General features: G+C 71.1%; 16 protein-coding genes. 8 read left to right on the top strand and 8 right to left on the bottom strand.

Annotated features, from left to right (window positions below; genetic code table 11):
* Positions 1 to 9: 9 nt before the first annotated feature.
* The 6 genes from QT196_RS06845 to QT196_RS06870 all read right to left on the bottom strand — a co-directional run bounded on the left by QT196_RS06845 (position 10) and on the right by QT196_RS06870 (position 6,841).
* Positions 10 to 1,638 (bottom strand): transposase, encoded by a 1,629-nt coding sequence (locus tag QT196_RS06845; RefSeq protein ID WP_211117309.1) that lies wholly within the window; start codon positions 1,636 to 1,638, stop codon positions 10 to 12.
* Entirely contained in the window at positions 1,631 to 2,206 is a 576-nt protein-coding gene (locus QT196_RS06850) for an IS607 family transposase (RefSeq protein ID WP_168478096.1), read from the bottom strand. The genes QT196_RS06845 and QT196_RS06850 overlap by 8 nt, the downstream gene beginning before the upstream one ends.
* A 157-nt stretch (positions 2,207 to 2,363) precedes the next feature.
* The gene (locus QT196_RS06855; protein WP_266736280.1) at positions 2,364 to 4,583 is read right to left on the bottom strand and encodes an NADP-dependent isocitrate dehydrogenase; all 2,220 of its coding nucleotides are present in this window, start codon (positions 4,581 to 4,583) and stop codon (positions 2,364 to 2,366) included.
* Positions 4,584 to 4,787: 204 nt separating this feature from the next.
* The gene (locus QT196_RS06860; protein ID WP_168478098.1) at positions 4,788 to 5,336 is read right to left on the bottom strand and encodes a hypothetical protein; all 549 of its coding nucleotides are present in this window, start codon (positions 5,334 to 5,336) and stop codon (positions 4,788 to 4,790) included.
* 122 nt (positions 5,337 to 5,458) lie between these two features.
* Positions 5,459 to 6,337 carry a DUF3761 domain-containing protein gene (locus tag QT196_RS06865; protein ID WP_290354556.1) on the bottom strand — a complete coding sequence of 293 codons (879 nt, stop codon included), beginning with the start codon at positions 6,335 to 6,337 and terminating at the stop codon, positions 5,459 to 5,461.
* Positions 6,338 to 6,511: 174 nt separating this feature from the next.
* A complete protein-coding gene (locus QT196_RS06870; protein ID WP_266736274.1) occupies positions 6,512 to 6,841 on the bottom strand; it encodes a hypothetical protein in 330 nt (109 codons plus the stop codon).
* A 694-nt stretch (positions 6,842 to 7,535) separates the two neighbouring features.
* Between QT196_RS06870 and QT196_RS06875 the strand changes: the two genes are divergently transcribed.
* From QT196_RS06875 to QT196_RS06895, 5 genes are all read left to right on the top strand, one after another.
* Entirely contained in the window at positions 7,536 to 8,477 is a 942-nt protein-coding gene (locus tag QT196_RS06875; RefSeq protein WP_248001058.1) for a hypothetical protein, read from the top strand.
* 56 nt (positions 8,478 to 8,533) lie between these two features.
* Positions 8,534 to 10,069 carry an amino acid permease gene (locus tag QT196_RS06880; protein ID WP_168478099.1) on the top strand — a complete coding sequence of 512 codons (1,536 nt, stop codon included), beginning with the start codon at positions 8,534 to 8,536 and terminating at the stop codon, positions 10,067 to 10,069.
* A 225-nt stretch (positions 10,070 to 10,294) separates the two neighbouring features.
* Entirely contained in the window at positions 10,295 to 10,996 is a 702-nt protein-coding gene (locus QT196_RS06885; RefSeq protein ID WP_085927338.1) for a response regulator transcription factor, read from the top strand.
* 142 nt (positions 10,997 to 11,138) lie between these two features.
* On the top strand, positions 11,139 to 11,798 hold the full coding sequence (locus tag QT196_RS06890) for a DUF4255 domain-containing protein (RefSeq protein ID WP_168478100.1): 660 nt from the start codon (positions 11,139 to 11,141) through the stop codon (positions 11,796 to 11,798).
* A complete protein-coding gene (locus tag QT196_RS06895) occupies positions 11,795 to 13,879 on the top strand; it encodes an ATP-binding protein (RefSeq protein WP_290354557.1) in 2,085 nt (694 codons plus the stop codon). Before QT196_RS06890 ends, QT196_RS06895 begins: the two co-directional genes overlap by 4 nt.
* Positions 13,880 to 13,937: 58 nt before the next feature.
* On the opposite strand, the gene QT196_RS06900 is transcribed toward QT196_RS06895, so the two are convergent.
* Entirely contained in the window at positions 13,938 to 15,293 is a 1,356-nt protein-coding gene (locus QT196_RS06900) for an RICIN domain-containing protein (protein ID WP_323139175.1), read from the bottom strand.
* An 81-nt stretch (positions 15,294 to 15,374) separates the two neighbouring features.
* The gene (locus QT196_RS06905; RefSeq protein WP_290354558.1) at positions 15,375 to 18,233 is read right to left on the bottom strand and encodes a BTAD domain-containing putative transcriptional regulator; all 2,859 of its coding nucleotides are present in this window, start codon (positions 18,231 to 18,233) and stop codon (positions 15,375 to 15,377) included.
* Between the two features lie 331 nt (positions 18,234 to 18,564).
* On the opposite strand from QT196_RS06905, the gene QT196_RS06910 reads away from it, so the two are divergent.
* The 3 genes from QT196_RS06910 to QT196_RS06920 all read left to right on the top strand — a co-directional run bounded on the left by QT196_RS06910 (position 18,565) and on the right by QT196_RS06920 (position 23,293).
* Positions 18,565 to 19,761 (top strand): hypothetical protein, encoded by a 1,197-nt coding sequence (locus QT196_RS06910; RefSeq protein ID WP_168478104.1) that lies wholly within the window; start codon positions 18,565 to 18,567, stop codon positions 19,759 to 19,761.
* 296 nt (positions 19,762 to 20,057) lie between these two features.
* Entirely contained in the window at positions 20,058 to 21,620 is a 1,563-nt protein-coding gene (locus tag QT196_RS06915) for a DUF4157 domain-containing protein (RefSeq protein ID WP_290356618.1), read from the top strand.
* Positions 21,621 to 21,709: 89 nt separating this feature from the next.
* Positions 21,710 to 23,293 (top strand): phage tail sheath subtilisin-like domain-containing protein, encoded by a 1,584-nt coding sequence (locus QT196_RS06920; protein ID WP_168478106.1) that lies wholly within the window; start codon positions 21,710 to 21,712, stop codon positions 23,291 to 23,293.
* The last annotated feature ends 4 nt before the right edge of the window (positions 23,294 to 23,297 follow it).

Genomic DNA, 23,297 nt, shown 5'->3' on the forward strand with positions numbered 1-23,297 from the left:
ATACCGTTCCTAATCAGTGAGCAGGAGCGAGTCTTGGACCCATACCTGGTCACTGCGGACACCCCGAACGGTTTTGGATGTCCTGGTCGCCCGCGTACGCGCCGCACCCGGCGACACGGATCGTGTCCGTGGTCCGGGAATGCGGGGGCGGGGTCCCTCCCGCCCAAGGGCACGCCGGTCGGCCTGGACGGTCCGGTGCCCGTGCACATCGCTCTGGTGTGCACGGGGCGGTGCCGTCCGTCGCCGGATCGGGTGTCCCTGGGCGCGTCGCCCGACAGCGATGCTCGCCGCATCGTGCCGGGTGGTCTTACGGGTGGGGCCGGCCATCGGCTTTTGCCAGTGCTGGGCGCCCCACTTGCTGGTGTAGGCCGGGTCCACGGCGATGATCGCGATACCGGTGGCGTCGGCCATGGAGGTCAGCCGGGCACGGAGCTTGCCGGTCGGCATGCCGGAGATGAGCTGCCTGAACCGGCGCTTGCGCCCGTGCTTCTCTCTGGTTTTCTCGGCCTGGAAGTCGAGGTCTTCGACCGCGATGGCCTTGACGCCGCAGGCTTTCGCCCAGTTCAGTAGCCGCGTGAGGGCGTGCCGTACCTGGGCGTCGCGATGCTGGGTGGTGCCGGTCAGGTCGTAGAAGAACCGGCGCGGCTGACCGATCGGGTTGCCGTGCGTGTCGAGGCGCCATACGGCGAGGTGGTCGGCGTTGGTGTCCACGCCGACCACGCCCTGGGCCAGGGCCGCGGCCATGGGGATGGTCTTGGCGACCGGGTGTTGCCAGGAGGCAGTCAGGTACCAGCGTCCGTGCTGCACGTCATAGTGGATGCGGTAGGCGACCGCCCGGTTCGCTTCCACACGGTCGGCCCACTCCTGTCCCCGGTGAGGGAACCGCACCTTCGTAGCGAGTATGTACCGGCCATGCCTGGCGTTGGACAGGTCGGCGAGCGGGGCGGGGAGCTTGATCGATACTTCGCCCTCGGGGGTAATGCGGATCGTCTCGTTGCCGAACCTCTTTCCCGACTCGCCGTCGGCCTGGAGGAACCAGCGTGAGGTTTCCCAGCGTTCGTGCCACTCGTCCTCGGTGAGCTGCGCTTGCTCAAGGTTGTGGCGGATGCCCAGCAGACGTTTACCGCCGCGTACCACATGCACACGTCCGGCTTCTCTGTCGGCCTGGACCTGGTCAAGCCGCTCCTCAAGCACATGCAGCCGTCGCGTCTTGTGGAACCACTCGTGCGCGGAGCGGTATCCGCCAGGGGCGCGCTTACTTCCCTTCTCCCCGACCGGAAGCGACAGTCGATGCCGAATCGTCGTGATACCGGCTTCGAGGGACTGGACGTGCGCGGCCTGGCCGCGCCGGGCAAGTGACCACTGGTCGTGAGTGGCCTTTGTGATCGCACCGGCCCACCTGGACGACGACTGGGCGGTCAGCTCCCGTTTCCGGGCCGCCCACGTGTCCGTGGAGTGCTCCAAACCGTCACGGCAGCGGGCCTTGAGGTCCTTCGACGCGAGCGACCCGAGGTGTGCGCCGGCCAGACGCAACACCTTCTTGTCTTCGCCAGTCAGGTGCTTAAGGCGGTCGCGTACCGCCACACCGGACGGGCCGAGGGCGACGAACGGTGCGGCGACCGGGCGGAGGTCAGCCATGTTCGGCGGCCTCCAGGGCCTTGCGAGCGCGGTTCTTCGCTGACCTGCGTCCGTACAGGCGGGCACAGAACGAGGTCAGCACCTCCACCATGTCGCGCACCAGGTCGTCTTCGACCTCGCCGTCGTCCAGCACCAGCAGGCGACGGCCCGTCGCGGACAAGACAGCCTCGACAAGCTCGACGTTCATCCGACCGAGCCGGTCTTTGCGCTCCACCACCACCGTGGTCACCTGCGAGTCGGCCAGCAGACGCCGGGCCTTGGAACGGCAGCCGTTCATCCCGGAAGCGATCTCCGCCTCAACACGAACGACTCGGTGACCGGCCTTCGCTGCCCACGCCGACAGCCGAGCGACCTGGCGTTCCAGATCGGTCTTCTGATCGTGCGAGGAGACGCGGGCGTACAGGCCCAGACCGCCGATGACCTCAGGCCTGGTGGAAACGTCGATGTTCACCAAGATCGTGCGTGGCCCAACCCGCTGAGCCGGTACCGGCAACGTCCCCTCACGGAACCAGCGATACGCGGTCTGCGGATGCACGCCCTGCATCTTCGCCCATTCCGTCAGATTCACACTCCGACAACGACACTCACTCATACATGGTTACGCTCACTCACCTGCCTTCAAGGACCAACAGATGGAAGCCCCTTCCCGGGGCACCGCCGGATACGGGACCGCCCCGGCCGATGGGATACCGGCCGGGGCGGCAGGGGCGTGCGCAGCTGTCAGGTCAGCTGAGGTTCGCCAGCGCCTGGTTGAGGGTCTTCGACGGACGCATGACCGCATCGGCCTTCGCCACGACGGGCTGGTAGTAGCCGCCGATGTCGACCGGGGAGCCCTGCACCGCGATCAGCTCGTCGACGATGGTCTGCTCCTGCTCGGTCAGCGACTTGGCGAGGGCCGCGAACGCCTCCGCGAGCTGAGCGTCGTCGGTCTGCTTGGCCAGCTCCTGCGCCCAGTAGAGCGCGAGGTAGAAGTGGCTGCCACGGTTGTCGATGCCGCCGAGCTTGCGGCTGGGCGACTTGTTCTCGTTGAGGAAGGCGCCGGTGGCACGGTCCAGGGTGTCGGCGAGCACCTGGGCGCGCGCGTTGCCGGTCTTCTGCGCGAGGTGCTCGAAGCTCACCGCGAGGGCGAGGAACTCACCCAGGCTGTCCCAGCGCAGGTAGTTCTCCTTGACCAGCTGCTGGACGTGCTTGGGCGCGGAGCCGCCGGCGCCGGTCTCGAACAGGCCGCCGCCGTTCATCAGCGGGACGACCGAGAGCATCTTGGCGCTGGTGCCCAGCTCCAGGATCGGGAACAGGTCGGTCAGGTAGTCACGGAGCACATTGCCGGTGACCGAGATCGTGTCCTCGCCGCGGCGGATCCGCTCCAGCGAGAAGGTGATCGCGTCGACCGGCGCCATGATCTCCAGCTGAAGACCGTCGGTGTCGTGCTCGGCGAGGTAGGTCTTGACCTTCTCGATGAGCTGGGCGTCGTGCGCACGGCCGGCGTCGAGCCAGAAGACGGCCGGGTTGCCGGTCGCACGGGCGCGGGTGACGGCGAGCTTGACCCAGTCGCGGATCGGCGCGTCCTTGGTCTGGCACATCCGGAAGATGTCGCCGGCGCCGACGGTCTGCTCCAGGACGGCGTCGCCGTTCTCGTCGAGGACCCGGACGGTGCCGGTGACCGGGATCTCGAAGGTCTTGTCGTGGCTGCCGTACTCCTCGGCCTTCTGCGCCATGAGGCCGACGTTCGGGACCGAGCCCATGGTGGACGGGTCGTAGGCGCCGTGGGCGCGGCAGTCGTCGAGGACCGCCTGGTAGATACCGGCGTAGCTGCTGTCCGGGAGGACCGCGAGGGTGTCGGCCTCGGCGCCGTCCGGGCCCCACATGTGGCCGGAGGTGCGGATCATGGCCGGCATGGAGGCGTCGACGATGACATCGCTCGGGACGTGCAGATTGCTGATGCCGCGGTCGGAGTCGACCATGGCGAGCTCCGGGCCCTCGGCGAGCTCGGCGTCGAAGGACGCCTTGATCTCGGCGCCGTCGGCCAGCGACTCCAGGCCCTTGTAGATGCCGCCGAGACCGTCGTTCGGGGTCAGACCGGCGGCCGCGAGCGACTCGCCGTACTGGGCGAACGTCTTCGGGAAGAAGGCGCGGACCACGTGGCCGAAGATGATCGGGTCGGAGACCTTCATCATCGTGGCCTTCAGGTGCACCGAGAACAGCACGCCCTCGGCCTTGGCACGGGCGATCTGCGCGGTGAGGAACTCACGCAGCGCGGCCACCCGCATCACGGACGCGTCGACGACCTCGCCCGCGAGGACCGGTACCGACTCGCGCAGGACGGTGGTGGAGCCGTCGTCGCCCGACAGCTCGATGCGCAGCGTGCCGTCCTGGCCGATGACCGCGGACTTCTCGGTGGAGCGGAAGTCGTCGACGCCCATGGTGGCGACGTTCGTCTTCGAGTCGGCCGTCCAGGCGCCCATGCGGTGCGGGTTGGACTTGGCGTAGTTCTTGACCGAGGCGGGCGCCCGGCGGTCGGAGTTGCCCTCGCGCAGGACCGGGTTGACGGCGCTGCCCTTGACCTTGTCGTAGCGGGCGCGGATGTCGCGCTCCTCGTCGGTCTTCGGGTCGTCCGGGTACGCCGGCAGCGCGTAGCCCTGCTCCTGAAGCTCGGCGACGGCCGCCTTCAGCTGCGGGATCGAGGCCGAGATGTTCGGCAGCTTGATGATGTTGGCCTCGGGAGTCTTCGCCAGCTCACCGAGCTCGGCGAGGGCGTCGTCGATGCGCTGGCCCTCCTCCAGGTGCTCGGGGAAGCTCGCGATGATGCGACCGGCCAGGGAGATGTCACGGGTCTCCACGCTGACGCCGGCCGTCGACGCGTATGCCTGGATCACAGGCAAGAACGAATACGTCGCCAGGGCCGGGGCCTCGTCAGTGTGGGTGTAAATGATGGTCGAGTCAGTCACCGGGTGCTCCGCTCCACGTCTGCAACATTGCTCGACATCAAGATATCTCGTGAGCCGCCCCCTCTCGACAGGACCCCGCCCCGGGCAAAACCGGAGGAAATAGTTCCGACCTGCCGCGACCGGTGAAAACCGGTTGCCCGCCGGTCCGGGCCGCACCCTGATCTTCGTGAACAAGGTGGACCGCCGGGGCGCGCGACCGGGCCGTCAGCCGACCTTCGTCCACCCCCGGCAGCCGTTGGTCTCGAAGGTCTCCCCCGTGTGCACGGTGACGCGGGCCGGGCCCTCGGGGGTGCCACTGGCGAGGACGCTGCCCCGCGCGCCGCTGGAGCCCTTGGCCCGCGCCCAGTAGCACAGCGGCATATCGGAGGCGGGGCCGCCGGTCCGGTAGGTGCCGGCCGCGATGTCCTTCCCTACGAGGTAGCTGCCCTGGCCGACCGTGGTGTCCGGCCCGGCAGGCGCCGTCGCCTGCGCGGTGGGCCCGGTCGTCCGGCCCGCCTTCTCCGCTGCGGCCTGCGCCGTCTTGGCGGTGACGGTGACCGTGACATCGGGGGCGGGCAGCGCCCCGTCCTGCTTGCCGCCGCCGACGGTGACACCGAGCCCGAAGACGACGAGGGCGCAGCCGGCCCCCACCGCGATCTTGAGCCCGGAGTGCTGGGTCACCGGCGGCCGCGTCACCGGCGGCTGCGCGGTCGACAGGGGCGCGAGCGGGCGGAGCTGCTGACCGGAGGGCGCGGGCTGCGGTGAGTACGACATGATCAATCCCCCTGGCATCTGTGATGTTGCCGTGAAGACCGCCCAATGCCATCGAAGGTTGCACGGCCAGGCGCCCGCGCGACCCGCGCCCCTTACGCCCCGCTCGCGGGCCGAGCGGCCGTTCAGGCCGGAAGGCTCCGCAGCCAGACCGCGACCCCGTGGTGGTGGCTGCATGTGCCCCGCCGGTGCGCGCTGTAGCTATAGGTCCCGTCATTGCACTGCGCGGAGGCGCCTGCTGGGGCCTGGGCTTCCTCCTCGCCGCCGCTCGTGGAACTGCTGCCGCCGTCGGAACCGGTGCTCCCGGAGGAGCTGGAGCCGCCGGAGGAGCTGGACGAACCGGAGGAGCCGGAGGAGCCGGAGGAGCCGCCCCCGTCCGCGCCCGAGGAGCTGGACGAACCGGAGGTGCCGGAACTGCCGTCCCCGGCCGGATCGTCCGTGGGCTCAGGGGCTCCGTCATCGCCCACGGACCCTGCCGCGTCAGGTGCGTCGCAGCTCTCGTCGGTCTTCACGACGGTGAAGGTCAGCGTTTCGGTGTCCGCCATGTCCGACCCGGCGGCCGGCTCCTGCGTGCACACCTGCCAGTTCCGGTCCCACACCTGGGTGCGGTGGCGGACGGACAGATCGCGGCTCTCCAGCAGGTAGATGCCCCTGCCTTGCGCGTCGTCCTGCGCCTCCTGAAGGTTGCTCCCGGCGTAATCCGGCACGGTGACGGTGCTGCTCTCGCTGTCGGACGCGTCGCCTCCGTCTGTCGCGTCGGACGCATCGGGTGCGTCGGGTGCGTCGGTTTCGTCCGCCGCATCTGCTCCATCTGCTCCATCCGATGCGTCTGCCGCGTCGGACGCGTCGGAGACCGAGCTACTGGTGGACGACTTCGAGTCCTCGTCACCGTCCATCAGGTTGACGCATCCGCCGACCAGCAGCACGAATACGGCGATGACCGCGCAGCCGAGCCGGGCGTTCTTCTTCTCTTCCGGCGACACCGGCCGTTGGTTCCCGGTCATGTGGCCCCCCTGTCGTGCGACTGCATACTCCCCTGCATGCATGGCCCTGCCCACGGTCGCGAGCCGCCGCCCGGCTGAAACCGGGGAGACAAGTGGTGTGAGAGCGCTGTCTGCGCGAGGGGGGCCGCGCCGCTTTTGCGGCCCGCGGTACGGCCCTCCCGTCGCGTCAGGCGGTCAGAAGTAGATGTCGACCGAGTCGAGGATGTCGTTGAGCTCGTCGGCGCCCTGGACTTTGGTGACGTGCCCGAGGGCAGCCTTCTCCTTCGCGCGCTCCGACGCCGGTGCGGCGGCGGCCTTGGCGGGCTTTTCGGCCGGCGTTCCGGAGTCGCCGCCGCCGATCGCGGCGCCGATGACGCCGAGCAGGACGAGCGCACCGAAGGCGCCGCCGCAGCCGATGCCGACCTTGGCGCCGGTGCCCCTCTTCTTCGGCGGCGGCGGCGCGTACATCCCGTACGGGTTCGGCGGCTGTTGTCCGGGCTGGGACGGAGGCTGCTGATAGGTCATGGTTCCCCCCAAGGTGTCTGGAACCGGGAGAGTATCGAGTTGTTGAACATCGAAATAGATGAAGTGAAGAAGCTGTGATGATGTCGTGACCAAAACGCGTGAGCCGGGCAATGGGGGCGCAGGGACGGGGTCTTGACGGCGCGATGACGCCCGCACGGCGCCGGCCGGCAGCCCCATCACATGAGCTTTTATCGCCGAAGCAATGTGCGCGGGCGCTCGTCAGTGAATAGTCTTCTTTCTCAAGTCAGCACCTCATGACCGAAGTTGACAGCCCGCTTGCGCAGTACATGCATGCCACGTACAGGAGATTGCGGTGATTGCCCCTCAAGGTCGTATCGGGCTGTCGCCTGCGCACGAGACAGCCCCGCAGCAGGGGCCGGGTCCGGGGCTCGCGACGATCGCCCCCGGACCCCCACGATGTCCGAGCCGACTTCTCACCAGCGGCGCGAAACCGGTGCCCCACCGCCTCGCCCGCCGCCCTCACCGGCCCGCCCGTCAAGGACGCCGGGCATACGGGCCCGGCCGGCCCCATGGTCGTTCGCTCAGCGCGACACGCTCCCCCTACGTCGGCGTCCGTCACGGCGGCCGCCCACCCGGAGGCCTGACAAGTGCCTGTTGATCACCCCCGTGCGCACCGTCCCGCGCACGGTGAGGAACTGTTCCCCGCACCCGAGAGAACGTCGGCGGGGAAGCCGTGAGACGTCAACCGGCCTTCGACCGGCATCCGGCGCGGGACGACACCCGGTTGCGCGCGGTGATGGAGGACGCCGCGATGGGCAGGTGGGAAGGCGCACGGGAACTGCTGACCGCGACCGGCGCCGACTGGGACCGCCGGATCTTCCGCCTCCAGGTGCTCGCCCGCGCCGGGGCCCGCCTCACCTTCGCCGACACCTGGGCCCAGGCCGAACCCCGCTCTCCGCACGCGCTGGCTCTCCTCGCCACCGTTCTGGCGCTGCGCTCGATGGCCGGCCCACGGGGGCAGGGCAGCGGCGTGGAGATGGAACAGGCCTGGGAGACCTGCCATGCCGCCGGTGACGCCCTGCCGGCCGATCCGACGTCTTATGTCGTCATGCTCGCCCTGCTGCGCTTCCACTCCCCTCCACGCGACCGGCAGTGGCGGGAGACGGTGCACAGCGTGTGGCAGGAGATCGAGGAGCGCGACCCGTGGAACAGGGAGGCGCACCACGAGCTGCTCGCCTACATGTTCCCTGACCAGCACGGCGTGGCGGGCGAGATGTTCCACTGGGCGCAGGAACGGTGTGCCCATGTCCCCCGTGGAATGCCGTTGCACGTCCTGCCGCTGGTCGCGCTCGCCGAGTCGCACCGGACGCGGATGAAGAGGGAAGGGCACCGCTACGGCCTGACGGTCCACCCGTGGACGGACAACCCGTCGACCCAGCAGGCGTGGGTGAACTGGTGGACCTACCGGGCCCCTTCCATGCCGCACGCCGCCTTTCATGAGGACGCCAACTACCTGGCCCATGCGATGTCCTTCGCGAATCAGCACCGGGCGGCGGCCGAGGTGTTCGACGCCATCGGCCCGTACGCCACGGATGTGCCGTGGAGCTATTGCGGAGACGCCCAGCAGCTCTTCGCGCGGCATCGGAAATGGGCGGTCAAGGGGTCCGCCCCGTAGCCCCGGCCGAGGTTGTTCCGCACGTCACCGCGCCACCAACAGGAGAGGTCCCAGCCATGCCACTGGAGATTCCAAGCGTCACGCAGACGGAGGAGGAACGCCTCGCCGAACTGGGCATCGCCCAGACATTGGACCGCTCGATGTCCGGGCGGCAGAATTTCGCCGTCTCCTTCACCATCATCAGCATCCTGTCCGGCTGCCTGACCATGTACGGCTTCGGTATGAACACCGGCGGGCCGGCCCTGATCATGTGGGGCTGGGTGGTCGTCGGCCTGATGACGCTGTTCGTGGGCCTGGCGATGGCCGAGGTCTGTTCCTCCTATCCGACCTCCGCCGGCCTCTATTTCTGGGCGCACAAGCTCGCCCCGCAGCGGTCCGCGCCGGCCTGGGCGTGGTTCACCGGCTGGTTCAACACGCTCGGCCAGGTGGCCGTGACCGCGGGCATCGACTTCGGCGCCGCGTCTTTCCTCAACGCCTATCTGAACCTCCAATTCGACTACGCCGCCACCCCCGTCCACACGATCACGCTCTTCGGCGTGATCCTCCTGCTGCACGCCATCGTGAACACCTTCCGGGTGCGCGTCGTCGGCTTCTTCAACACCGTCTCGGTGTGGTGGCATCTGATCGGCGTCGTGGTCATCGTCGGCGCCCTGCTGATGATCCCCGACAAGCACCAGTCCATCGCGTTCGTCTTCACCGAGTTCGTCAACAACACCGGCTGGGGCTCCGCGGTCTATGTCGCGCTCATCGGTCTGCTGATGGCGCAGTACACCTTCACCGGCTATGACGCGTCCGCCCATATGACGGAGGAGACGAAGAACGCCTCGGTGGAGGGGCCGAAGGGCATCGTCCGCTCGATCGTGGTGTCCTGGGCGGCCGGATTCGTGCTGCTCTTCGGTCTGACCTTCGCCATCCAGTCCTACAACGGCGCCCTGAAGTCGGGCACCCGTGTGCCGCCGGCGCAGATCTTCCTGGACGCGCTCGGCGCCAGCACCGGCAAGCTCATGCTGCTGGTCATCATCGGCGCCCAGCTGTTCTGCGGGATGGCGTCCGTGACCGCGAACTCCCGCATGATCTACGCCTTCTCCCGCGACGGGGCGCTGCCGTTCTCCGCCGTCTGGCACAAGCTCCACCCGGGGACCCGCACCCCCACCAACGCGGTGTGGCTCGCCGCGGGCGGTGCGTTCGTCCTCGGTCTGCCGTACCTGTTCAACACGACCGCGTACGCCGCCGTCACCTCCATCGCGACGATCGGCCTCTACATCGCCTACGTGGTGCCCACTCTGCTGCGGCTGCGCCAGGGAGAGAACTTCCGGCGCGGCCCCTGGCACCTGGGCCGCTGGTCGAAGCCGGTGGGCGTGATCGCGGTCAGCTGGGTCGCGATCATCACCGTGCTGTTCATGCTGCCGCAGCTGAGCCCGGTGACCCTGGAGACGTTCAACTACGCGCCCCTTGCCGTCGGCGTGGTGCTGGTCTTCGCCGGTACCTGGTGGCTGGTCTCCGCCCGTAAGTGGTTCCTCAACCCGCAGCACCCGCGCAGCAACCCGTCACAGGCCTCGCCGCCGGACCGAACGGCTTCCCCCTCGCACTAGGCGGCCTCCGGCCCCGCCTGCCACGGGGTGACGCGCACTCTTCCACCGCGCGTCACCCCCGGCTCCGCCAGCCCCGTGTTCCCCACAATGATGCGGTGGCCGTGCCCCTTCTCGCCTCAACGCCGAAGGCTCCGCTTCTGGCGTTGATTGCCCGGTAAACGTTTGTTGATTGCCTTCACTCACTCTGTGACTGTCGGTCAATCGGGGGCGAGACGAGGAACATAAGTGCCGGATACACGTGTCACGGTGACGGTGCACGCCGCCGACCCGCTCAGTCGGGCCGGAGTGGTCAGTCACCTCCAGCACCAGCCCACCGTCGAGCTTGTCCAGAACCAGACCGGAACGGCGGTCAGGGAGCGGACGGAGCAGGCGGAACGTGGCAGAGCGAAGGAAAACGGCGGGGAAGCGGTCGGGACCGTGGCGATCATGCCCATCGACCGGTTCGACGACCTGGCGGCGGCCGAACTGAGACGACTCGTACGGGGCGGCGAGCAGCGCGTCGTCCTCATCGCCCGGGATCTGCGCGAGCCGGAGCTGATGACGGCCGTGGAGTACGGCGTACGGGCCATCCTGTGGCGTCATCAGGCCACCCCGCAGCGGCTGTTGCGGGCGGTGCAGAGCGCGGCGCGCGGCGAGGGCGACCTGCCGCCGGACCTGATCAGCACGCTGCTCACCCAGGTGGGGCAGCTGCGGCGGTCGGTGGCGACCTCGCCCTCGGTCGGGTTCGTACCGACGCTCGGGATGGCACCGCGCGAGGTCGATGTGCTGCGGCTGATCGCCGAGGGGCTGGACACCCGGCAGATCTCCGAGAAGCTCGCCTACTCCGAACGCACCGTCAAGAACATCCTGCACGCCCTGATGACGCGGCTCCAGTTGCACAACCGCGCGCACGCCGTCGCCTACGCGCTGCGGGAGGGCTACATCTGATGGGGCCGGCAGCAGGCACGGATACGGGTGCGGGCGCTGAGACAGGTGCGGGCGCTGAGACAGGTGCGAAGGCAAGAGCAAGGGGTACAGCGGTGACGGAGCAGGCACAGGAAGCGGCGGGTCGCCGGGCGGGGGAACGCGCATGATGCACGAAGTCGATGAGGCGATCCGGCGGGTGCTGCGCGGCGGGGTACTGCCGGAGGGCACCGGGGACGTCGCGTTCGAGGCGCCGACCCGCGACTGGGCGGCCCGGCGCAACGCGCCCACGCTCAACGCGTATCTCTACGACATCCGCGAGGACGTCGCCCGCCGCGAGCGCGGGGCGATCGCGGAACGGGACGCCCGCGGGGTGGTCGTGCGCCGACGGCAGCCGCCCCGCTGGTTCCGGCTGTCCTACCTGGTCACGGCGTGGACCACCCGCCCGGAGGACGAGCACCGGCTGCTGTCCGCCGCGCTGGGCTGCCTGCTCTCGCACGAGATCCTGCCGGCGGCCGCGCTGCCGGACGCGCTCCGCGGGCTGGAGGTGAGCATTCCACTCACCGTCGCGGTGCCGCCGCCCGAGTCCCGCTCGATCGCCGATATCTGGTCGGCGCTCGGCGGCGAACTCAAGCCGTCCCTGGACGTGGTGGTCACCGTGCCCGTCCCGGTCTCGCCCTCGTACGAGGTGGCGCCGCCGGTCACGGAGGGCGCGGTCACGGTCGTCCGCGGCATCGACGGCGTTCCCGGCGACTCACAGCCCCGGATGCTGCGGTCCGCTCCGGGCGCCTCGCCGTCCGCGAAGGACAGCGAGGAGGAACGGTGACGGGGACGACGGCGAGCGAGACCCCCGGCGGCGCCCTGCTGGCCCGGCTGGCGGGCCTGCGGGAGCGGGTGGCCGGGCTGGTCGAGCGGCGCAGCGCCGACGATCCGACGGCTGCGGACCCGCTGCGCGGCCTGTATGTGACCCCGGAGACGGCCCGACGGCTGGCCACGCAGGCGCCCAGGGAGGCCGAGCCGTACATAGGCGAGAGGCTTACGGCGGGTCAGGCGTCCACGGGCGAGCCGGCCGACGAGGCCACGGACCCCTCGCGGGCCTCGGACCGATCGGTCGCGCTCGCCGCGCGGTTCGGGCTGTCGGCCCTCGACCTGCATATCCTCCTGGCCGCGCTCGCGCCCGATGTGGACCGGGGCTTCGAGCCGCTGTACGGGTACCTCAACGACGATGTCGGGCGTCGTCGGGCCACCGTCGCGCTGACGCTGGACCTGGCGGGCACCGGCCCGTACGAGCCCGCGGCCCGTGCCCGTTTCCACCCCGCCGCGCCGCTGCTGTCCGGTGGGCTGCTCGTCATCGAGGACGAGGACCGGCCGCTGCCGGGACGGGCGCTGCGGGTGCCGGAGCGGGTGGTGGCCCATCTGCTGGGGGACGACGGTCTCGATCCGGAACTCGGCGCCGGTGAGGTGGAGTTGCTGACGGCGGAGCAGTCGGCCGACCGTACGGGGAGCGATGCCCGGACCGTGGACGAGACGTTCGCCGGGCGGCTCGCCGTACTCGCGAGCGAGCGGCCGCTCGCCGTACATCTGCGGGAGCGCCGGCCCGGTACCGCCGCCGCACCGGTGACCGACGGGCTGCGGCGCGCCGGTCTGCCGGTGCTGCGCTATCGGCCGGACGGCCCGCGCGGTGACGGGGCGGGCCTCACGGGCGCGCTGCTGCGCGAGGCGCGGCTGCGGCGGGCCACGCTCGTCGTGGGGCCGCTGCCGGAGCAGCCGGACGGGCTCGTCCGGGCGCTGGCGGGCCGGGACGTGCCGGTGATCTTCTTCGGGAGCGAGCCGTACGACCCGGGCTGGGCCCCGGATTCCGGGCTGTTCGCACTGGACGCGCCGGATGCCGGGGCGGCGGCGGGTGAGGTCTGGAGCACTGAACTCGGCGCCGTCGACGACGGCTTCGACCTGGCCGCGGCCGTGGCGCCGTACCGGCTGGGCGCCGCGCAGATCCGCCGGGCGGCCCGTGCGGCCACCGCTCTCGCCGCCTTCGACGGGACGCCGGTGACCGCCGCCCATGTCCAGCACAGCGCGCGTCAGCAGTCGGCGCCGCTGCTGGACCGGCACGCCCGGCGCATCCGGCCCGCCGTCGGCTTCGACGGGCTCGTTCTGCCGCCCGAACCGCTGACGCTGCTGCACGAACTGGTGCAGCGGGCGCGGCATCGGGAGAAGGTGCTGGGCGAGTGGCGGCTGCGTACCGGCGGCGGGCGCGGCAGAGGCGTGGTGGCACTGTTCGCCGGGGAATCCGGTACCGGAAAGACGCTCTCCGCGGAGGTCGTGGCCGGCGAACTGGGCCTGGATCTCTATGTGGTGGAGCTGTCCGCGGTGGTGGACAAGTACATCGGGGAGACCGAGAAGAATCTGGAGCGGATCTTCTCCGAGGCCGACCGCACGGACGCCGTGCTGCTCTTCGACGAGGCGGACGCCGTCTTCGGCAAGCGCTCGGAGGTCAAGAGCTCACACGACCGGTACGCGAATCTGGAGAGCGCGTATCTGCTCCAGCGGCTGGAGGCGTTCGACGGGATCGCCGTCCTGACCACCAATCTGCGGGCGAACATCGATGAGGCGTTCACCCGGCGGCTGGATCTGGTGGTCGACTTCCCGTTCCCGGACGCCGAGCAGCGGATCGCGCTGTGGCGTTCCTGCCTGGCCGCCACCCCGTGCGCGGACGACCTGGCTCTCGATGTCTGCGCCAAGGAGTACGAGCTGTCCGGCGGGGCGATCCGGTCGGCGGCGGTGACCGCGGGCTATCTCGCGGCGGGGCGCGGCGAGATGGTGTCGGCCGAGGACATCCGGGCCGGGGCCCGGCGCGAGTACCGCAAGATGGGGCGGCTGGTGCCGGACGCTTCGCCGTTGTGGGACTGACCCTCCGGGGATGTCACGGGGGCCGGCCGGACGCTGTTCCGGCCGGCCCCGTCCGGTGTCACGGCCCTTCGCCGAGCGTCCAGTCCTGCCGCTCGTTGGGCCCGTCGGCGCACTTCCAGGACAGCGAGCCCTTGTCATTCTGTAGATCGGTCAGGCATTCCCCGTTGTTCACATTGACGATGCGGGTGTGGCCGTCGTCCGTGTCCGTCAACCGCCACTTCTGGTGGGGCGGCAGCTGGCCCGACTTCAGCTGCTCCTGGTCGGCCGCCCAGAGCTCGACCTGGTTGGTGTTCGGCTTCAGCTGGGCGATGCTGCCCGGGGAGCTGGCCGACTCCAGGGCGACGGAGTTGTCCTCGGGGTAGTGGTGAATGATCCACCACTGGTTGCGGCCGAACTGGTCAGCCGTCCACTGGGGGCTCTGGCCGACCTGGGTGCCGTCGGCCTGGCTGCCCCCGTTGGCCTGGAGGTACCAGCCGGCGTCGCCGCCGGACCGGATGGTCTGCTCCGCCGGTCCCTCGTCCTTCGGCTCCTCGCCGCCGGCGGGCTCCTCGGGCTTCTCCTCCGGCGGCTTCTCCTCGGGCTTCTCCTCCGGCGGCTTGGGCGGCGCCGGCGCGGACGGCTTGTCCTCCTTCGGCGGGATCTTGTGGGTCGCGCCGGCCTTCTCCCGCGCGCTCGACGTCAGCTTGGGCACCGACCGGATCCACAGGGCCACGAACGCGATCACCGCCACGAGCAGCAGCGACAGCAGCGCCATCGCCCAGCGCGGCAGCACGGACGGCTGGAGGTAGCTGCCGTGCAGCTCGGTCGGCTCCGGGACTCCCGCGCGCTGCACGGAGACGGTGAACGGGTGCTTGTTGACCCCGCCGACCCAACTCACCGTGCCCGGCCGGATGTTGAGCCGCGTGAAGGCCGCCCGGCCCGGCGCGACCTGGACCGAGGTCGGCTCGGGTTCGACGGTGAGGGCGTCACCGTTCTCGCGGCCGGACAGGGACACCGTCAGCGGCTGGTTGCCGAGGTTGTCGACGGCGACCGACGCCTTGGCGCGCCACCGGCCGCGTACGGTCAACGGCACCAGTTCGCAGCGGAGTTCGGAGAACGGCCCCACCGTGACCTGTCCCTCGACGACATCACGGATCTCCGGGTGCTCCGTCGGCTCGACACGGATGCCGAACGGCGTCGGCCCCGCCACGGCGTCCGGCGTACGCGGAGGCGCGAACTCGACCTGCGCCGTGCCCTCGGCGCCGGGATACAGCCGCAGTACATCCGGCTCCACCCGTGTCCAGCCCGCTGCGTCGCCGGCCGGCCGCAGCCGGTACTCCTCCACGGTGTCGCCCGTGTTGCGTACCCGCAGCCTTACCCTCGCGACGGACCCGGGGTCGACGGTGGTCGAAGCCGGTTCCAGTGACGTCCACATACTCACCAGTGCAGTCAACCGGCTGCGCCGGGTCCGGGTCAGCGTGCGGAAGGGCAGAGCCGGGGGCAGAGTCGGATGTCCTTACGGCTCCTTGCACCGCAACGTGCCCCGCCGGCCACCCCTGGGAGGTCCGGTCGCCGTGCGCCATTCGCCACCTCGGCCGCGCAGCGCCGTGCCGGCCCCGCTCGTGCCGGGAACGGTGCGGGGCGGGCCCCGGTCGGAGTCGCCGGGGCCCGGCACCACCCGGTCGCGGGCAGACCCCGCTCGGCCGCCCCCGCCCGGTTCGCCGCAATCGCGTCGGGCCCAGGTCAGCGCCTCCGTGCACGGGTGCTGCGCACGATGGCATCGCCGCTGTGGCTGCCGACGGGAGACCGCCGACCGGCGCGGAGGCCCGGTGCGCTCCCGGCCCCTCGCCGCGAGCACGAGGGCAAGTTCATGTGCGTCCTTGGCACTGAGCAGGGGCTCAGGGACCGGCCGCAGGCTCTCGGGGAGCGCGCGCACCGCCCGGCCGTACGTCCCGGTGCCATACGCCCCGATGCCGGACGTCCCGATGCCGGACCGCGGGGCCCGGAGCAGGCGCCGGGCACGCGCCGCGGCCCTGTCGTCGCCGTGCCGCCGGGCGCGGTCCACGGCGCGGCGGATCAGCGGTTCGAGCGCGCGGTGGCGCGCGGTGGTCCCGAGCGCATACGACCATGCGGTGAGGAGGTCCACGGCGGGGCCCAGCAGGCCGGGGGTCGCGTCCAGGACCCGCTCGACGGCCGCGTACAGCCGCGGGTGCGCGGTGTGCAGCCACTCGCGGGCGGCGTCGGCATCGGCGAGCGCACGGCCGGGGCGGCCGGGGCGGCGGAGCAGATCCGGCGGGGCGCCGTGTGGCCTGATCAGCCGCGCCGCGGTCAGGACGGTGGCCCGCACATGGTCGAAGCAGCGGTGCTGCGCCGCCGCCCGCTCGGCGGGGCTCTCGTGGCGCTCGCCGAGCCGCCGGGCAAACAGTCCGACCAGGTCGTGATAGCGGTAGCGGTCCTCGCCGTGCGCCTCCACCAGCCCGGCATCGACGAGCGCCTCGACCGCCGCCTCCGCCGCGTCGTCGGTGGTGTCCAGCAGCGCGGCCGCGGCGGCCCGGCAGAACGTCGGCAGGCTGCCCAGGGCGAGGGCCCGGAAGGCGTGGGCGAGGCCGGGGCCGAGCGCCTCGTAGCCGGCCCGGAAGGTCGCTTCCACTCCCAGGTCGCCCACCCGCAGCTCGTCCAGCCGCCGCCGCTCGCTCAGCCGGGCCACGAGGTCGGCCAGGGTCCAGCCCGGCCGGGACGCCAGGCGGGCGGCGGCGATGCGTACGGCGAGCGGCAACCCGCCGCAGACGGCGACCAGTTCGCGGGCGGCTTCCGGCTCGGCGGCCGCCCGCTCCGCCCCCACGATCGCGCCGAGCAGCGCCAGCGCCTCCGCTTCGTCCAGCACCTCCACGTCGACCCGGCCCGCCCCGGGCAGCGCCAGCGTCCGCGTACGGCCGGTGACCAGCACCGCGCATCCCGGCGCCCCGGGCAGCAGCGGCCGCACCTGTGCGCTGTCGCGGGCGTTGTCGAGGAGTACGAGGACCCGGCGGTCGGCGATCAGCGAGCGGTACAGGGCGGACTTCTGCTCCAGCCCGTCCGGTACGGCGCTCGCCGCGACGCCGAGCGCGCGCAGGAAGTGCGTCAGCACGGCGCCGCTGTCGGCCGGAGCCCGGCCGGTGCCCTGTAGGTCCACATACAGCTGCCCGTCGGGGAAGCAGGCCCGTACGGAATGCGCCACATGCAGCGCCAGCGCGGTCTTGCCGACCCCGCCGAGCCCGCTGAGCGTGGCCACCACCGGCGCCCGACCACCGGCCGCCCCGCGCAGCGCCGAGGCCAGGTCGGCGACGGCCGCCGTACGCCCGGTGAAATCGGCGATGTCGGGCGGGAGCTGAGCCGGTACGGGTGACGGCGGGGCGATCTGCGGGGCGTTCGGGGTGGGGCCGGAAGCACGCCCGGGCCCCGGACCGGTCCCCCGACCGGCCCCAGGCCCGGTGCCCGGACGCCCGGTCCCAGGCCCGGCACGCCCGTAGCTCCCGCCCCCCTCCCGCAACTCCCCATACACTGCCCGGAGTTCGGCCCCCGGCCCCGTGCCGAGTTCCGCGTCAAGGGTGCGACGGGTGGCCGCGTAGACCCCGAGGGCCTCCGCCCGGCGGCCCGCGCGGTGCAGGGCCAGCACCACCAGGGCCTGGGTGCGTTCCCGTAGTGGATGCTCGGCGGCGAAGGCCCGCAGCCCGGCGATCGAGTCGCCCGGCGGACCGGCCTGGCCGCCCAACTCCAGCCCGCAGTCGAAGAGTTCCTCCTGGGCGGTGACGCACAGTTCGGTGAGCCGGTCGCGCTGCCGCTGGGCGTACGGTCCGGGCAGTCCGGCCAGCGCCACCCCCTCCGGGAGCGCCAGCACACCCCTCAGCTGCTCGTACGCGCCCGCGGTGTCGCCCGCGCGTCGCAACCGGCGGGCCGTGGCCAGGCACTCCTCGAAGCGGGCCGCGTCCAGCGCCTCGCCGGGAACCCGTAAGGCGTAGCCGCCGCCCGACGACAGCAGCAGCTGTGCGTGCTGCCGGGGCGCCCGCTCCGGCTCCAACAGGCCGCGCAGCCGGGATATGTACGTCCGCACGGTGCCCACCGCCCGCGGCGGCGGCCGCTCGTCCCACAGCGCGTCCACCAACTGCGGTACGGCGACCGGCCGGCCGGCGTGCAGCAGCAGCATCGCCAGTACGGCGCGCTGCTGTGGCGGGCCGAGCGGCAGCGGGCGGTCTCCGCGCCAGGCCCGTACTGGGCCGAGCACCTGAAACCGCAGCCGTCCGGCCCGGTCCGGGCTGCCCGCCCGGTCCGCGCCCAACGGCTCATTCGCGTCGCTGTGCACCGCCGGCTCGCTCCCCTGCCCCTGTCGACCTGCCACGCCACCCCTTTGGACCAGCACTGATGTCCCGGCCGTACCAAACGTAGCCCAGTATGCGAATACTGATTCCAGGAAAAGGTCTGAAATTGGCCCAACGCCCCTTCGTCCCTTTTTCTCCGGCCGCCAGGGCTTCTCGCCGCCGCTCACCAGCGTTTCCCGTGCACATCGGTGTCCGGCAGGGCAATCGCGCTGCCCGTTCGGCTCCCCTTCCGCCTCTGGAGGTGATCAGCGCTGCGGCCGAAAATCGGCGGGGGACCACCTGGGTCGGGCCACGGAGCCACTCAGGACGGACCCCGGACCAACGAATCACCGGCCGCCAGAACGGAGCCTCGTGCACGCACACGAACGGCGGGCCACGGGAGGGGAATCGGCGCCACGCACCGCTACCCGCGGACCCGAGCGCCCCCGCACCCCCGCATCGACCCTGTCCACCCATGGGCCGGATGCGCTGCGCACCCTCCAAAGGACCGCGGGCAACGCGGCGATCGCCCGCGCGCTGGCGCCGGAACCGGCGAGAGAGCCACAGCAGGTGCAGCGGTACGCGGAGGGAGAGGCCGCGCACGGCTTCGACAAGGTCTCCTCGCAGGGCGGTATCGCCCTCCGGGGGCGGCAGGAGGCGTACGCCGACGCAGACATGATCACCGCCGCCGCGCACAGCCTCGACTCCCAGGACCGGGTGCCGATCACCCTGGAGCGCGGGGCGGCGGTGCAGGTCGGTGAGCGCACTCTGTACCGGGTGCTGCCCGTGTACAAAGACACGGCCAGGGCGGAGGCCGCCGTACGGGCCGCCGGCCGCAATCCGGAGGGGGCCGGTCACGAGCCGGTACGCGGGGACACCGGGGCCCAGCGCGACGACAAGCGCGCGGCCTACCTGCGGTCCCTGGCCGACCCCCCGGAACTCCGGCAGCTCGTCGCCCTCACCCAGCGCATCGTGACGGCCCGCCAGGCGCGGACCGAACCGCGCAGCTCCACCGTCGACGGCCTGCGGGCCGAGGCCATGAAGCTGGCGGTGGCCACGATGGGCGGCGGCTGGGTCGCCGCCCACTTCCCCTACCCGGAGCGCACGGGCCGGGACGGGCTGACCGACCTCGCCGTCCTCATGCCCGGTCTGACCTCCGACTTCCTCGCCGGCCTCCCCGCCGTCGAGAACCAGGAGGCCCAGGTGCACGAGCTGCTCATCACGCTCCCGAACGACTGCCAGGCAGCGGCGGCCCAGCTCATCGGCAGGCCGGCGGACGGCGGGCTCAGCGTGCGGCGGGACGCCCCCGCCGTCGGTGAGAACCATTACGTCGATCTGACCGGGGCGGCCCCGGACGGCTGGGCGAACCACTTCGCCGCCGTCATCCTGCGCGACGGCTCCGACACCCTGACGTACGAGGCCGCCGCCGACCGCACCAGCGTGGTTCAGCACGGCAAGTCCCTGGGCTACTTCGCGCTGTACGGGCGGGCCGGGACCGACCAGTCCTTCGACACCGCCATCCGCGGCCAGAACCTGGCGTACGCAGCACGGACGGCGCCGCCCACATGACCGAACGGGCAGTGCGCTCTGCCCCCGAAGGCGCCCGTTCGTCTCTACAGCCGGGGCCGCCCGTCCGCCAGGGTTGAAAGCGTAGGGCGCAAAGACGGCCAGCAGTGGCCGGCAGGGCATGGGGGAGGAACGACGTGCGGGCACAGGATCGGCAGCCGGGCTCGGGGAGCGAACGGCCGGGGGCGGCGCACCCCGCCCGTACGACGCCCTCCCCGGCTTCCGACGCGGCCCGCCAGACAGCGGCCGGCGAGGCGGAGCGGCTCACCCCGGGGGCGGCCGCCGCCCTCCAACGGGCCGTGGGCAACGCGGCATTCACCGCCGCCCTGGCCGGTCAGGAGCAGCACCGGCACGGCCCTGGCTGCGGACACGGCGCACCCCCCGCCGTGCAGCGCTCGGCCGTCCAGGATGTCCTTCGTGCGTCCGGCCGCCCCCTCGACGAGCCGGTCCGCGCCGATATGGAGACCCGCCTGGGCGCGGACTTCTCCGACGTGCGGGTGCACACCGACACCTCCGCCCATGAGTCGGCCGAGGCCGTCCAGGCGCACGCGTACACCTCCGGTTCGCACATCGTCTTCCAGCGCGGCCGCTACAACACGTCCTCCGCGTCCGGCCGCCATATGCTCGCGCACGAACTGACGCACGTCATCCAGCAGCGCAACGGCCCGGTCGCGGGCACCGATCGCGGTGACGGCACGAAGGTGAGCGACCCTTCCGACCGGTTCGAGAAGGAAGCGGAGGCCAACGCGAGCCGGGTGCTGTCCGCGGAGGTGCAGCGGACGGCCGACCCCGCACCCGCGCCGGGCCACGGCACGACGGGCGGGCATCACCCCGTACAGCGGACGTTCAAGATCGCGAACAAGACCGTCAAGACCGCTGACGATGTCCTTCCCGTCGAATCGCTGATCGCCAAGGGCAAGGCACGCCATGCCCGGTGGGACGACGACTTCAAGACCCAGGTGCGGAACGAACTCGTCAAGATGGCGGGCGAGGAACAGGATCTCGGGCGGTACGGGTCGTACGAGGATCTGCTGGACTTCGCCGAGAAGCGGGTCCGCGCGGCAGCGGCGGCACACCTTCCGCCGGTGGTTCCCACCGCCATCAAGACCGGTGCGTCGAACCCGGAGCACACGGCAGCGAAGATCTCCGAGACCGAGCAGATCCATCGCCTCGCCGAGGTCCGCCGGCGGCTTTCGCTGCGCGGGACGGAACAGGATCTCGACGGGTTCCGCAATCGCCAGAAGATGGTGAACCCGTTCAAGCACAAGCCGACCGGAAACGCCTACTCCATCGGCCATACCGGAAACTTCGTCCTGGGCGGCCCCCAGGAAGGCGAGTACGACGCACTCTTCGCACGCGCCGCGAACAGCAGCGGCCTGTCCGACAAGGAACTCGCCAAGCATTTCATCCGGGCCCTGACCGAGCCGGAATATGACTTCGAGGGCATGAGCGAAGACGGCCGCAAATACTGCACGAAGGTGGTCGCCATCATCCAGGGCGCCGAATTCCGCCGGGCCGCCGCCAACCCGACCGTGGCGATCGCCGCCTTCAACCAGGTCGTCACCGGCGAGGCCGGCACGCTGCACGAGGCCCTCAACCGGTATGCCATCTTCGCCAAGGCCAAGGGGAACTCCGCCACCGGCGGCTCCAAGGACTCGCAGTTCCACCGCGATGCGGACGTGGACCAGGAGGACGGGGACTTCAAGAAGCGGGCGATCAACGAATACCAGGCACTCGCTCAGCTGGTCTCCGCCAACGACTTCGATCCGAACGACGCGGAAGAGTTCTACAAGGGGTGCGACAAGATCGCAGCCACCTCGATGAGCTCCTTCACCGCCACCTTCGAATACGCGATGCCCTGACCCTCATCGCCCGCCATTCCTTCAGCGTCAGCACACCGCACGAAAAGCAATCGAACCGGCCGGTTCGCCTATCCAGGGAGTAACAGAACATGCCCAGCTACCTGTCCCCCGGCGTCTATGTCGAGGAAGTCGCCAGCGGATCGCGGCCCATTGAAGGGGTCGGGACATCGGTGGCGGCCTTTGTCGGCCTCGCTCCCACCGGTCCGCTCAATGAGCCGACCCTGGTGACGAACTGGTCCCAGTACGTGGCCGCCTTCGGGGAGTTCACGGACGGGTACTACCTCGCGCACTCCGTCTACGGCTTCTTCAACAACGGCGGCACCGCCGCGTATGTCGTACGGGTCGGCGGGACCGACGACGGAGCGCAGCAGGCCGCCGCGGCCCCGGAGGCACCCAGGGCGCTGACCGCCGGTGAGCCGAGCGCGCTCGGCTCCTTCAAGGTCTCGGCGATCGCCGCCGGTTCGGCCAACGGCGGAGCGCTCACCGTCGAGGTGCAGGACGTCGAGGGCGAGGGCAGCGCCGACCGCTTCAAGCTGGTCGTCAAGGACGGCGACAAGGCCGTCGAGAGCTTCGACGTCAGCGCGAAGAAGAGCGCGCGGAACTATGTCGTCGCGCAGGTGAAGCAGCGCTCCAAGACGATTGTCATCGAAGAGGCCGTCCCGGCCGGGCAGTTGACGAAGCCGGACGCTCAGCAGATCACGCTGGCCCCGCCCACCCCGGCACCCGCCGCCCCCGCCCCCACCGGGAACGGCGCGGTCGAGCGGCTCGCCTCCGGCCAGTTCATCGGCGACTCCGCCGACCGCACCGGCTTCGGCGGCCTGGAGGCGCTCGACGAGGTCAACATGGTCGCCGTCCCCGACCTGATGGCCGCCTACCAGCAGGGCCTGATCGACCTGGAGCAGGTCAAGGCCGTCCAGCTGGGCCTGGTCGCGCACTGCGAGCTGATGGGCGACCGGATGGCGATCCTGGACCCCCCGCCGGCGCTCAACGCCCGCGACATCCGTAAGTGGCGCCAGGAGGTCGCGGGCTACGACTCCCGCTACGCCGCGCTCTACTACCCGTGGATCAAGGCCTTCGACCCGGCCAACGGCCAGACCCGCATCATCCCGCCGTCCGGCCACATGGCCGGTGTGTGGGCCCGTAACGACTCCGAGCGCGGCGTCCACAAGGCCCCCGCCAACGAGATCGTCCGCGGGGCCGTCGACCTGGAGCTCCAGATCACCCGCGGTGAGCAGGATCTGCTCAACCCGGTCGGTGTGAACTGCATCCGGGCCTTCCCCGGCCGCGGCATCCGGGTGTGGGGCGCGCGGACCATGGCCTCCGACCCGGCCTGGCGCTACCTGAACGTGCGGCGCTACTTCAACTACCTGGAGGAGTCGATTCTCATCGGCACCCAGTGGGTGGTGTTCGAGCCGAACGACGCGGCGCTGTGGGCCCGTATCCGGCGCAACATCTCGGCGTTCCTGGTGAATGAGTGGCGCTCGGGCGCCCTGTTCGGGCAGCGCCCCGAGGACGCGTTCTATGTGAAGTGTGACGCGGAGACCAACCCCGTCGAGTCCGTCGACCTGGGCCGGGTCGTGTGCGAGATCGGCATCGCGCCGGTCAAGCCCGCCGAATTCGTGGTCTTCCGGCTGGCCCAGTTCTCGGGCGGCGGCGGGGAGCTGGAGGAGTAAACGC

Source organism: Streptomyces sp. P9-2B-2 (assembly GCF_030406865.1).
GTDB lineage: Bacteria > Actinomycetota > Actinomycetes > Streptomycetales > Streptomycetaceae > Streptomyces > Streptomyces platensis.

Coding starts and splice junctions, on each gene's coding strand:
- QT196_RS06845 (WP_211117309.1), bottom strand. CDS start 1,638: ATGGCTGACCTCCGCCCGGTCGCCGCACCGTTCGTCGCCCTCGGCCCG.
- QT196_RS06860 (WP_168478098.1), bottom strand. CDS start 5,336: ATGTCGTACTCACCGCAGCCCGCGCCCTCCGGTCAGCAGCTCCGCCCG.
- QT196_RS06865 (WP_290354556.1), bottom strand. CDS start 6,337: ATGACCGGGAACCAACGGCCGGTGTCGCCGGAAGAGAAGAAGAACGCC.
- QT196_RS06870 (WP_266736274.1), bottom strand. CDS start 6,841: ATGACCTATCAGCAGCCTCCGTCCCAGCCCGGACAACAGCCGCCGAAC.
- QT196_RS06880 (WP_168478099.1), top strand. CDS start 8,534: ATGCCACTGGAGATTCCAAGCGTCACGCAGACGGAGGAGGAACGCCTC.
- QT196_RS06890 (WP_168478100.1), top strand. CDS start 11,139: ATGATGCACGAAGTCGATGAGGCGATCCGGCGGGTGCTGCGCGGCGGG.
- QT196_RS06900 (WP_323139175.1), bottom strand. CDS start 15,293: ATGTGGACGTCACTGGAACCGGCTTCGACCACCGTCGACCCCGGGTCC.
- QT196_RS06920 (WP_168478106.1), top strand. CDS start 21,710: ATGCCCAGCTACCTGTCCCCCGGCGTCTATGTCGAGGAAGTCGCCAGC.